Consider the following 11,255-nt stretch of genomic DNA (forward strand, 5'->3'; position numbering starts at 1 on the left):
ACCCTGACCGGCACGGTGGAGTCGGACATCATCCTGATCCCCGAGGTATTGGGGGTGGGGGAGGTGGCCATCAGTGACCACAGATCCAGCGCGCCGACCCACGATGAGCTGGCCAGGCTTGCCAGCGAGGCGCGAGTAGCCGGGCTGCTTGCGGGCAAGAGCGGGATCAGCTTCTTCCATGTCGGGGATGGCAAGGGGGCATTGGCCCCCCTGCGGGCCCTGCGCGATGAGACTGACATTCCGCTGCGCCAGCTCTATCCCACTCACTGCAACCGCAACCCCTGGCTCTTTGCCGAGGCCATCGAGTGGGGCAAGGCGGGAGGTTGGGTCGACCTCACCACCTCGAGCTTTCCCGATCTGCTGGAGGATGGCGAGCGGCTTGCTGCCGATGCGCTTCTCGAGCTGCTGGCCGCCAATGTGCCAGCCGAGCGCATCACCTTCAGCTCGGATGCAAACGCCAGTCTGCCGCGCTTTGATGGCGAGGGGCGGCTAATCGAGATGCGCTGCGGTCAGATTGCCAGCCTGTGGCAGCAGTGCGTGCGCGCGACCCGGCTCGGTGTCTCGCTGGAGAGGGCGTTGGCCGTGGTGACGAGCAATCCGGCACAGGCGCTGGGGCTCGGCAGCAAGGGGCGTATCGGGGTCGGGCAGGATGCGGATCTGCTGCTGGTGCACGACCGGACGTTTGCTATCGAACGGGTGATGAGTGGCGGCCAGTGGCGCGAATAAGGATGCGTGCAATATCGCTGCCAGTGCGTGGTTGCATCCAAACAGCAAAAGCCCGACAACAAGGTCGGGCTTTTTTATCTGCAGTGTGGGAATAAGGCTTAGATCGCCAGAAACCCGAGGATCAGGATGGGGCCGAGCAGGCTCAGGATAAAGCCGGAGACAATGGCCACCGGCACAACCTGAATGCCCCCTGATTTCTGGATGACCGGCAGGGTGAAGTCCAGCGCCGTGGCGCCGCCGTAACCGATGGCCGCCGAGGGGTGGCGTCGCATCAGGACCGGGATGATCAGAATGGCGATAAGCTCACGCCCAAGATCGTTGATAAAGGCAGCAGAACCGAGCACCGGCCCCAGTTTGTCGGCCACCAGAATGCCGGAGAGCGAATACCAGCCGAAGCTGGAGCTCATCGCCAGACCATGGGCAAAGGGCATCCCCAGCAACTGGGCCGCCAGCAGGCTGCCCAGCCAGCTGCTGAGGATGACGGTGGCGGCTATCTTCATCCCCCAGGGGTTGAGCAGGATCTGGCGCAGCCGCATGCCGGAGTTGCGCATCTGCACCCCGATGAGAAACAGCAGCAGCATCAGGGCCCACTCGCTCCACTTGTCGATGGGCAGGGCGCGCAGATCTACCAGTAGACCCAGCAGCACACCGCCGAGCACCACAAAGCAGAGCTGCAGGGATTCCCACAATAGGTGCAGCTTGCTCGGCATTTTGCTATCGCTCGCCTCGTGGGTCGGCGGCGTGCGCTTGTCGAGCCACCAGAGGGCCAGCAGGTTGCAGACCGTGATCGCGGTCAGCATCACCCCGGCGACCTTGAAGATCACCGCCAGATTGCTGCCCAGGTTCTCCACATAGGCAAGCCCGAGCCCCATCAGAAACAAAATGAGGTAGACCATCTTGCCCAGACTCTGGTTGACCAGCTTGATCAGCCGGGCAGAGGGGAGGGGAACCAGATAGCCGATTGCCAGTGGCAACAGGATCAGCAACACATTGAGCAGCATCGAGGCCTCGATCACAAAAACTGATAAAAACACCACCTTATCATTACTTATTGGCTCTGTGTCACATATCTCTCGCTTTCATGGCCGAAAACAGCCCTTTTGGGGGCAGATTGTTACTTTTTTGCCACAACCTCTCTGTTTGATAAGGTTCTGTGCGAGCCCGAGTGCACCAATGAAATCAAGTCGATCCGATCGGGGGGCCGATATTTCGCTCGGCAAGGGGGTGCATAAAGCCATTTTGGTGCCGGTTTGGCACACATCACGCTTTTCTCTTGCCACTGATATGATTGGGGTATAAAAAGGCGGTATCGGAATAGCCATTGAAACGGCTGTTTATGCAAACAAAGTGCTGAAAAATACGCAAAGAGCGAATAAAAATAGAGCGAATCCCCTGAAGACCCTCGTTCTGTATTGTTTTTTCACTATCCGGGTGATATTTTCGCTGAAGGTTGCCGTCGGTTAACTTTTTGTTAAATGGACGATGGTTGAGTCACGCCCCTGCGGCGTCTAGGGACAGACAAGGTTGTAATGGATGAGCGACGTTGCCGCACTGGAAGTACGTGATCTGCACAAATATTTTGGCACCCACGAAGTGCTCAAGGGCATCGACATGACCGCCCACAAGGGGGATGTGATCTCCCTTATCGGCTCCTCCGGCTCGGGGAAGTCGACCTTTCTTCGCTGTATCAATCTGCTCGAAACCCCCTCATCCGGCACCGTCTCGCTCCATGGTGAGTTGATCCGGATGAAAACCAGCCGCGCCGGCGAGCGGTTGCCCGAGGATATGCGTCAGGTGGAGCGGATCCGCAGCCGGCTGGCCATGGTGTTTCAAAGTTTCAATCTCTGGTCACACATGACCATCATGCAGAACATCATCGAAGTGCCAATCCAGGTGCTAAAGGTGCCTCGCGCCGAAGCACTGGCCAAGGCAGAGCAACTGCTCAACCGGGTTGGACTCTGGGAGCGGCGTGACTACTATCCCGGCCACCTCTCCGGTGGTCAGCAGCAGCGGGCCGCCATTGCCCGTGCGCTGGCGGTAGAGCCCGAGGTGATGCTGTTTGACGAACCCACCTCGGCGCTGGATCCCGAGCTGGTGGGGGAGGTGCTCGGCCTGATGCGCGAGCTGGCCGAAGAGGGGCGCACCATGCTGGTGGTGACCCACGAGATGTCGTTTGCCCGGGATGTATCTAACAAGGTGATGTTTCTGCATCAGGGGCGGGTGGAAGAGGAGGGCAACCCCAAGGAGATTTTCGCCCATCCCAAATCCGAGCGGTTCAAGCAATTCATCTCCTCCATCTACTGATGGCGGGATGCCTGGTTACCCAATCAACTGTTTTATCAAGGAGAGATACATGAACAAGCTGATGCTGGCGACAGCCGTAGTTACTGCCCTCGCGTCCGGTAGCCTGACGGCCAAGGAGTGGAAAGAGGTCCGGATCGGGGTTGAGGGTGCCTATCCCCCCTTCTCCTGGACCGAGCCCAGTGGCGAGGTGAAAGGCTTTGATATCGACATCGCCAACGCCCTGTGCGAAGAGATGAAAGTGAAATGCACCCTGGTCAAGCAGGACTGGGACGGCATCATTCCGGCACTGCTGTCACGCAAGTTTGACGCCATCATCGCTACCATGGACATCACCGAAGAGCGCAAGAAGAAGGTGGACTTCACCCAGAAGTACCAGCACATTCCGGCCCGCTTTGCCGCCAAGAAGGGCACCGACGTGCAGCTCGACAAAGCCTTTATGGAAGGCAAGTCCGTCGCGGTGCAGCGTGCGACCTCCATGGATACCTTTATTACCGACAACTTCCCCAACGCCACCATCAAGCGTTACGGCACCGCCGATGAAGCCTATCTCGATCTGAAATCCGGCCGTGTCGACTATGTGCTGGCCGACTCTGCCGCCATCACCGACGGTCTGCTGAAGAAAGAGGGCGGTGATGCCTTTGAATTCGTCGGCCCGAAACTGACCGATCCCAAGTGGTTTGGCGAGGGTGCCGGTATTGCGGTGCGCAAGGCTGACAAGGATCTGAAGGAGAAATTCAACGCCGCCATTCTGGCGCTGCGTGCCAACGGCAAGTACAAGGAAATCAACGACAAGTACTTCGAGTTCGACGTTTACGGCGAATAAAACCAGAGGACGTTTACGGCGAGTAAAAGCAGTTCCCTCTCCCTTTGGGAGAGGGCAGGGTGAGGGGACTTGTGACGTTTTGCTCAACGACAAGTAACAGGCCGATTGGCTCACCTCGCCAGTAGTCCCGGGGCCCATGTTCTCAGTGTGGAGCAATGGGCCCTATTCATTGCAATGGAGCTGCCCATGTTTGATTTGAAAGGATACGAAGCCTCGCTGCTGGAGGGCGCCTGGGTCACCCTGGAGGTGGCGCTTGCCTCCCTGCTGCTGGCGTTGCTGCTGGGGATGCTGGGGGCGCTGGCCAAACTCTCTCCCTACAAGTGGGCCCGGGCCATCGCCACCGGCTACACCACCATCATTCGCGGCATCCCCGATCTGGTGCTGATGATGCTGCTTTTCTTTGGCGGCCAGGTGCTGATCAACGGCATCTGCACCTGGGTCAACGAGACTTACAATAGCTGGTTACTGGAGAGCAATCCCAATCAGGAGTGGGTCTCCCTGCTGCCGGACTATATCGACATCAGCCCCTTTGTGGCCGGTGTCGCGACCATCGGCTTTATCTTCGGCGCCTACATGACCGAGACCTTTCGCGGCGCCATTCTGGCAGTGGACAAAGGCGAACTGGAGGCAGCACGGGCCTTTGGCATGCGGGCAACCCAGGTGTTTGTGCGGATCCTCTTCCCCCAGATGATGCGCCACGCGCTGCCCGGGTTTGGCAACAACTGGCTGGTGCTGCTGAAAACCACCGCGCTGGTCTCCATCATCGGCCTTGATGACATGGTGCGCAAAGCCTCGTTGGCGGCGGGCTCGACCCAGCAACCCTTCACCTTCTACATGGCGGTGGCGCTGATCTTCCTGATCTTCACTGCAGTCTCCACCTCGGCACTCAAGTGGGCCGAGCGTCACTATGCCATCAAGACGAGGTAAGCCATGGATTTCTCAATCATTCTCAAAGAGTGGCCCACCTACTGGGAGGGGCTCTATACCACCGTCTGGCTGGTGGCCCTCTCTCTGATCCTTGGGTTGATGCTGGCGGTGCCCATGGGCATCCTGCGCAATAGCCGCAACTGGCTGATCAAGGGGCCGATCTGGGCCTATATCTACTTCTTTCGCGGCACCCCGCTGCTGGTGCAGCTCTTTATCATCTACTACGGCGCCGCCCAGTGGGAGTGGCTGAAGAACAGTGCCGCCTGGTCGCTCTTCTCCGAAGCCTGGTTCTGTGCGCTGCTGGCCTTTACCCTCAATACCGCCGCCTATACCGCCGAGATCGTGCGCGGGGCGGTACACAATATGCCGCGCGGCCAGATTGAGGCTGCCAACGCCTTTGGCATGACCCGCTGGCAGACCCTGACCCGGATCATTTTGCCCAACTCGTTTCGTCGGGCACTGCCGGCTTACAGCAACGAGGTGATCTTCATGCTGCAGGGCTCGGCGGTGGCGGGCATCATCACCATCGTCGATCTGACCGGCGCGGCGCGGATCATCAACTCTCGCTACTACAGTCCGTTCGAGGCCTTTTTGACCGCGGGGCTGCTCTATATGCTGCTCACCTTTGTCATCGTCTGGCTGTTCAAGAAGTGGGAAGCGCGCTGGCACGCCCACCTGCGCCCGCGTAATGTGTAAGGTGTGATCTGCCAAGATGAGCGAAAATGGCCCCGCCTGTTGCAGGTGGGGCCATTTTTTATCTTTATCCTCCGCCCGTCCGGTTTGCCAAATGGCGGACGAGCAGGGAGAATGCAGCACTCCCGAGCGCCGCCAGTCGTTGGCTGCATGCCTTATTCCCCAGTTCCCGAGGTTTTATGTACCGGATATTGTTTGAGCATCCCGCTTTCCTGGTTATCGACAAGCAGCCTGGCATAGGCATGCACGACGAGAAGGGCGACGGGGAGTCGGTCAATCCGGGGCTGGTCAATCGCGTGAAGGCCGATACCGGGCTAACCCTCTATCCGGTACACCGGCTCGACAAGATGACCTCCGGCTTGGTGCTGCTGGCCCGCACCACAGAGGCGAATCGCGAGCTGAGCATGGCCTTTGCGGCCCGTGAGGTGAGCAAGCAGTATCTGGCGCTCTCCGATCGCAAACCCAAGAAGAAGCAGGGCTGGGTGAAGGGGGATATGCAAAAGGGGCGCGGCGGCAGCTGGATGCTGGTGCGCACACTGGATAATCCCGCCATCAGCTGGTTTGATTCGGTGTCGGTGCGCGAGGGGCTGCGGCTCTATCGCATCAAGCCCCAGACCGGCAAGACCCACCAGATCCGGGTTGCCCTCAAAAGCATCGGCGCCCCCATTCTCGGGGATGAGCGCTATGGCGGTACGTCAGCCGATCGTGGCTATCTGCATGCCTGGCGACTGAGTTTCACGCTGGCGGGCGAGCCGTTCGACTTTGTCTGCCCGCCCGATGTGGGGAGTGAATTTGTCACCCCCGAGCTCATGGCCGCCATTGCAGCCCTTGCGCCCTGATGCGCCCAGCACCTGACACCATGATCCATTTAGCGAAAGAGCGTGATCCTGACGGACGTGCACCGCGCTGGATCCTGGCCGACTTTGACGACACCCTGGCCCCCGGCGACAGCCACGCCGGTCTGCTGCGCTATATCCTGCGCCGCCGGATCTGGCCGCTGCTGCTGTTGCCAGTGATTGCGCTGGGTGGCTTGGTCTATCTTCTACCCAGCCAGCGGCGGCGCGGTATCTCCCTTATCTGGTGGGCCATCACGCTTTGGCTCTCTCCCCTCGGTTGGCGTAAGCTGGTGCGTGCCTATTGCCGCACCAGATCGGGGCTGTATCGTCAGGCTCGCGAATTGCTGCAAAGCGAGGGGGCGCGCTGCTGGGTGATCTCCGCCAGTCCCTGCGCGCTGGTGCGAGCCCAGCTCTATCAGCAACTGCCCGGCCATTTGCCCCACCGGATCATTGGCTCGCAGATGCACTACCGTTTTGGCGGCCTGATGCCGCGCTTCTATTGCCACGGTCAGCACAAGCTGCTGCCGGAGATTTGCGCCCTCGATGCCGAGCTGGCCTTGAGCGACAGCCTGCACGATCTGCCACTGCTGGGGTTGGGGGAAGAGGCATGGTTGATCAATCCGACGCCCACTCGACTGCAAAAGGCCCGGGCCTGCTTGCCCCATCTGATGCTCAAAAACTGGCAACTGTAAGGCAAAGCTGACAGTCCTGTGGGTCGTCACCGTTTGATCCGCAAGGCTGTGGCTTGAATGTCACAATCCATTTACATCTTTTGCTGCCAGCTGCGAAAAACTATCTGCAACCCGCCTCTTCTCTTCCTGCTACGCCCTGCTTCTAATGAAACAAGTTGTTAACACTTGCCGCGCCGCTGGGCGCTGCAATCCGTTTTAACCGAATCAAGAGCAAGGAGCGCCCGATGAATGCCACCTCTTCCGTCACCCATACCATCAATCCGTTAGGCACAGACGGTTTCGAGTTTGTCGAGTACACAGCCCCCGATGCCAAGGGGATTGCCGCCCTCAAGAGCCTGTTCGTTTCGCTCGGGTTTGCCGAGGTCGCCAAGCACAAACACAAGCAGTGCTGGCTCTACCGGCAGGGGGATATCAACTTTGTGGTCAATGCCGAGCCTCACTCCCAGGCGGAGCAGTTTGCCAGCCTGCACGGGCCGAGCGTTTGCGGCATGGCATTTCGGGTGAGCGATGCGGGCAAAGCCCAGCAGTACGCCATCGCCAAGGGGGCCAAGCCCTTTGTCGGCAAGATTGGCCCGATGGAGCTCAATATTCCCGCCATCTACGGTATCGGCGAGAGCACGCTCTCCTTTGTCGACCGTTATGGCGACAAGGGCTCCATCTATGACGTGGATTTTGTCTTCTACCCCGACTGGCAGTCCCGGATGGCAGAGGTAGATGCCGGTCTTATGGAGATCGATCACCTGACCCACAACGTCCATCGCGGCAATATGGATGTCTGGTCCAATTTCTACGAGCGGATCGGCAACTTCCGTGAAATTCGCTACTTCGATATCGAGGGCAAGCTGACCGGGCTGCACTCCCGTGCCATGACTGCCCCCTGCGGCAAGATCCGCATCCCCATCAACGAGTCGTCGGATGACAAGTCCCAGATTGAGGAGTACCTGCGTCAGTACAAGGGGGAGGGGATCCAGCACATCGCCATGGCCTCCAGCGATATCTACCACACCATCCGCACCCTGCGCAGCCGCGGTACCGGTTTTATGCCGACGCCGGATACCTACTACGAGAAGGTGAACAACCGGGTCGAAGGGCATCAGGAGGATTTGGCGGCCCTCAAAGAGCTGCGCATCCTCATCGACGGCTCCCCCACCAAGGATGGCATCCTGCTGCAGATCTTCACCGATACCGTGATTGGCCCGGTCTTCTTCGAGATCATCCAGCGCAAGGGCAACGAAGGGTTTGGCGAGGGCAATTTCAAGGCGCTGTTTGAATCGATCGAGCTGGACCAGATCCGCCGCGGCGTGCTGGATGGCGGTGAGGATGAGAAGGGTGCCCGCAAAGAGGGAGCGAGCGATGCGTAACTGGATTAACTTTCCCCACCGGGAGGGAACCCACTCCCGGCAGGCCCATGCCGACTTGCCGGAACAGGCCATCTATGAGCGCGAGCTGGGGCGCAGTGGCTTTTTCGGCCCCGCCACCCACATGCACCACAAGCATGCCCCCACCGATTGGAGCAGTTGGGAAGGGCCGCTGCGGCCACGGCTATTTGACCTCAATGCCCTGCAAGAGGAGGTAAGCTCGCTCTCTCCCTGGGTGGCCCCCGACATTCTCAGCAACTCCCACTGCCGCTATCGCATCTGGCGGCTCTCCGAGGCGATGCCGTTTCTGGTGCGCAACGCCGACGGCGACGAGCTGCTCTTTATCCACGAGGGGGACGGTGAGTTCTTCTGTGACTACGGCCACCTGACTCTGCGCGATGGCGACTACGTGGTGATCCCCCGCGGTACCATGTGGCGCATCGAGCCGACAGCTCCCCTGTTCATCCTGATGATCGAGGCGACCAACGACAGCTATCAGCTGCCGGACAAGGGGCTGGTGGGCAATCACGCCATCTTTGACCCGGCGGCGCTCGATGTACCCGCCATCAACGAACGCTTTTTGGCCCAGCAGGATGAGAATCCCTGGTCGCTGCAGGTGAAGCGCCACGATCAGGTGTCGGTCATCACCTGGCCCTTCAACCCGCTGGATGCGCAGGGGTGGCACGGGGATTTGTGCGTGGTGCGCCTCAACTGGCGGGATATCCGCCCGCTGATGAGCCACCGCTACCATCTGCCGCCGTCAGCCCACTCCACCTTTGTGGCGAGCCGCTTCGTGATTTGTACCTTCGTGCCGCGCCCCATCGAGAGCGATCCCGGGGCCCTCAAGGTGCCCTTTTATCACAGCAATGACGATTACGATGAAGTGCTCTTCTACCACGCCGGGGATTTCTTCAGCCGCGACAATATCGAGCGGGGCATGGTCACCTTCCATCCTGCCGGTTTCACCCACGGCCCCCATCCCAAGGCGTTTGCGGCAGGGCAGGCCTATGCCAAGAAGTTCACCGACGAGGTCGCGGTGATGCTCGACACCCGCGATGCGCTGAACGTCGGCAGTCTGTGCGAAGGGATCGAGAACACCCGGTATGTCTCCAGCTGGCAGCGCCCGGACGCTGCTGCCGGCAAATAAGGAATCGCTTATGAAATTGGCAACATTGAACAATGGCAAGCGCGATGGCGCTTTGGTGGTGGTGAGCCGGGAGCTGACCCGGGCGGTGCGGGTGAGCGAGATTGCCCCGACTTTGCAGGCCGCCCTCGATGAGTGGGCCGAGGTCGCCCCCAGGCTGGAGGCTGTCTATCAGCAGCTGAACGAGGGCCGCGTGGCCGAGGCGTTCGCCTTTGACGAAGCGTCTTGCCTCTCTCCACTGCCGCGTGCCTATCAGTGGGCCGATGGCAGCGCCTACGTCAACCATGTGGAGCTGGTGCGCAAGGCACGCGGTGCCGAGATGCCGGAGAGCTTCTGGCACGCTCCGTTGATGTATCAGGGGGGCTCCGACAGCTTTTTGGCCCCCCGTGGGCCGATTGTCATGGGGTCGGAAGAGTGGGGGATCGATTTCGAGTCGGAGGTAGCCATCATCACCGACGATGTGCCGATGGGGGTGAGCCCGCAGGGGGCCGCCAGCCACGTCAAGCTGCTGATGCTGGTCAATGACGTGAGCCTGCGCAACCTCATTCCGGCGGAGCTGGCCAAGGGCTTTGGTTTCTTCCAGTCCAAACCGTCTAGCGCTTTCTCGCCGGTGGCCATCACCCCGGACGAGCTCGGCGATGACTGGCGTGATGGCAAAGTGCATCTGCCGCTTCTGACCCACCTCAACGGTGCCCTGTTTGGTGCGCCCGAAGCCGGGGTGGACATGACCTTCAACTTCTTCGAGCTGATTGCCCATGCGGCCAAGACCCGCCCCCTTGGTGCGGGATGCATCATCGGCTCGGGCACCGTCTCCAACTACGATCGCAGCGCCGGTTCATCCTGCATCGCCGAGCGCCGCATGCTGGAAATTCTTGATTGTGATCAAGCTATAACCCCCTATTTGCAGTTTGGTGATAGAGTGTCGATCGCGATGGAGGATCGCTCTGGCCAAAACCTGTTTGGCACCATCTCTCAACAGGTGGTGCCAGCGAGCGGTCAGGGAGGTTGATGGCCAGCGCCGGTTGGCGGCAAGGATATTCGGGATATGTCCGGATCACGACGAGCCCTCAACCGGTGCCGGAGACACAAGGAGGCAGGTGGTGAGCACCTGCCGGGCTTCGGGCCCAGATAAGATGCAGGGACAGATTATGTTGCAGTTGTTTGGCTATTGGCGTTCGTCGGCAAGTTTTCGGGTGCGGATCGTGTTGCAGCTCAAGGGGCTCGCCTACGAGCAGCATCCCATCAATTTGCGGCAAGGCGAGCAGAGCGAGAAGGCCTATCGCCGGATCAATCCGCAAGGGCTGGTGCCGTTTCTGGTGGATGGCGATGTGCAGATCGGTCAGTCGGTCGCCATCATGGAGTACCTTGACGAGACCTATCCAGCCTACTCCCTGATGCCCTCTTCCCCCGACGCGCGGGCCCGGGTGCGCCAGATCGTCAACATGATCGCCTGCGATATCCACCCGCTCAACAATCTGCGGGTACTCAACTATCTGGAAGAGCACTTCAGGGCCAACAACGAGCAGGAGGCCCGCTGGTATCGCCACTGGATTGACGAGACCTTCACCGCCCTCGAACAGCTGTTGATGACCACCGCCGGTGTCTACTGTGTTGGCAACGAAGTGACCCTTGCCGACTGCATGCTGGTGCCACAGGTCTACAACGCCCGCCGTTACGACATGACCCTGGACGATTACCCCACCATCCGCCGCATCGTCGCCAACTGCGAACAGTTGCAAGCCTTTATCAAGG

12 protein-coding genes are annotated in these 11,255 nt (G+C 59.9%); 11 read left to right on the plus strand and 1 reads right to left on the minus strand.

Features of this window, described 5'->3' with window-relative positions:
* Positions 1-726 (plus strand): amidohydrolase family protein (locus AACS18_RS10850; RefSeq protein ID WP_108614239.1); only part of this gene is annotated, 726 nt, incomplete at its 5' end.
* 98 nt (positions 727-824) lie between these two features.
* Here the strand turns inward: AACS18_RS10850 and AACS18_RS10855 are convergent.
* Positions 825-1,727: a lysine exporter LysO family protein gene (locus AACS18_RS10855; protein WP_108614260.1), complete on the minus strand. Its 903-nt coding sequence runs from the start codon at positions 1,725-1,727 to the stop codon at positions 825-827.
* Between the two features lie 532 nt (positions 1,728-2,259).
* Here AACS18_RS10855 and AACS18_RS10860 point away from each other — a divergent pair.
* The 10 genes from AACS18_RS10860 to maiA all read left to right on the plus strand — a co-directional run.
* On the plus strand, positions 2,260-3,030 hold the full coding sequence (locus AACS18_RS10860; RefSeq protein ID WP_005337310.1) for an ABC transporter ATP-binding protein: 771 nt from the start codon (positions 2,260-2,262) through the stop codon (positions 3,028-3,030).
* Between the two features lie 49 nt (positions 3,031-3,079).
* Entirely contained in the window at positions 3,080-3,853 is a 774-nt protein-coding gene (locus AACS18_RS10865) for an ABC transporter substrate-binding protein (RefSeq protein ID WP_108614240.1), read from the plus strand.
* Positions 3,854-4,039: 186 nt separating this feature from the next.
* Positions 4,040-4,780, plus strand: a complete 741-nt coding sequence (locus AACS18_RS10870; RefSeq protein WP_005352911.1) for an ABC transporter permease — start codon at positions 4,040-4,042, stop codon at positions 4,778-4,780.
* 3 nt (positions 4,781-4,783) lie between these two features.
* Positions 4,784-5,476 (plus strand): ABC transporter permease, encoded by a 693-nt coding sequence (locus tag AACS18_RS10875; protein ID WP_005337302.1) that lies wholly within the window; start codon positions 4,784-4,786, stop codon positions 5,474-5,476.
* A gap of 176 nt (positions 5,477-5,652) precedes the next feature.
* Positions 5,653-6,312, plus strand: coding sequence for a TIGR01621 family pseudouridine synthase (locus tag AACS18_RS10880; RefSeq protein WP_108614241.1), 660 nt, complete (start codon positions 5,653-5,655; stop codon positions 6,310-6,312).
* A 20-nt stretch (positions 6,313-6,332) separates the two neighbouring features.
* The gene (locus AACS18_RS10885) at positions 6,333-7,001 is read left to right on the plus strand and encodes a haloacid dehalogenase-like hydrolase (protein ID WP_108614261.1); all 669 of its coding nucleotides are present in this window, start codon (positions 6,333-6,335) and stop codon (positions 6,999-7,001) included.
* 224 nt (positions 7,002-7,225) lie between these two features.
* Positions 7,226-8,362: a 4-hydroxyphenylpyruvate dioxygenase gene (gene hppD / locus AACS18_RS10890; RefSeq protein ID WP_108614242.1), complete on the plus strand. Its 1,137-nt coding sequence runs from the start codon at positions 7,226-7,228 to the stop codon at positions 8,360-8,362.
* Complete coding sequence (locus AACS18_RS10895; RefSeq protein WP_108614243.1) at positions 8,355-9,506, plus strand: homogentisate 1,2-dioxygenase; 1,152 nt, start codon at positions 8,355-8,357, stop codon at positions 9,504-9,506. The genes hppD and AACS18_RS10895 overlap by 8 nt, the downstream gene beginning before the upstream one ends.
* 10 nt (positions 9,507-9,516) lie before the next feature.
* Positions 9,517-10,512, plus strand: coding sequence for a fumarylacetoacetate hydrolase family protein (locus AACS18_RS10900; protein WP_108614244.1), 996 nt, complete (start codon positions 9,517-9,519; stop codon positions 10,510-10,512).
* Between the two features lie 139 nt (positions 10,513-10,651).
* Positions 10,652-11,255 (plus strand): maleylacetoacetate isomerase (gene maiA, locus AACS18_RS10905; protein WP_258228917.1); only part of this gene is annotated, 604 nt, incomplete at its 3' end.

This window comes from Aeromonas sp. HMWF015 (assembly GCF_963878965.1).
Lineage (GTDB): Bacteria > Pseudomonadota > Gammaproteobacteria > Enterobacterales > Aeromonadaceae > Aeromonas > Aeromonas veronii.

What these genes read in the sequence shown, in the direction of transcription:
- AACS18_RS10855 (WP_108614260.1), bottom strand. Translation starts at nt 1,727, where the DNA reads ATGCTGCTCAATGTGTTGCTGATCCTGTTGCCACTGGCAATCGGCTAT.
- AACS18_RS10860 (WP_005337310.1), top strand. Translation starts at nt 2,260, where the DNA reads ATGAGCGACGTTGCCGCACTGGAAGTACGTGATCTGCACAAATATTTT.
- AACS18_RS10865 (WP_108614240.1), top strand. Translation starts at nt 3,080, where the DNA reads ATGAACAAGCTGATGCTGGCGACAGCCGTAGTTACTGCCCTCGCGTCC.
- AACS18_RS10870 (WP_005352911.1), top strand. Translation starts at nt 4,040, where the DNA reads ATGTTTGATTTGAAAGGATACGAAGCCTCGCTGCTGGAGGGCGCCTGG.
- AACS18_RS10875 (WP_005337302.1), top strand. Translation starts at nt 4,784, where the DNA reads ATGGATTTCTCAATCATTCTCAAAGAGTGGCCCACCTACTGGGAGGGG.
- AACS18_RS10880 (WP_108614241.1), top strand. Translation starts at nt 5,653, where the DNA reads ATGTACCGGATATTGTTTGAGCATCCCGCTTTCCTGGTTATCGACAAG.
- AACS18_RS10885 (WP_108614261.1), top strand. Translation starts at nt 6,333, where the DNA reads ATGATCCATTTAGCGAAAGAGCGTGATCCTGACGGACGTGCACCGCGC.
- hppD (WP_108614242.1), top strand. Translation starts at nt 7,226, where the DNA reads ATGAATGCCACCTCTTCCGTCACCCATACCATCAATCCGTTAGGCACA.
- AACS18_RS10895 (WP_108614243.1), top strand. Translation starts at nt 8,355, where the DNA reads ATGCGTAACTGGATTAACTTTCCCCACCGGGAGGGAACCCACTCCCGG.
- AACS18_RS10900 (WP_108614244.1), top strand. Translation starts at nt 9,517, where the DNA reads ATGAAATTGGCAACATTGAACAATGGCAAGCGCGATGGCGCTTTGGTG.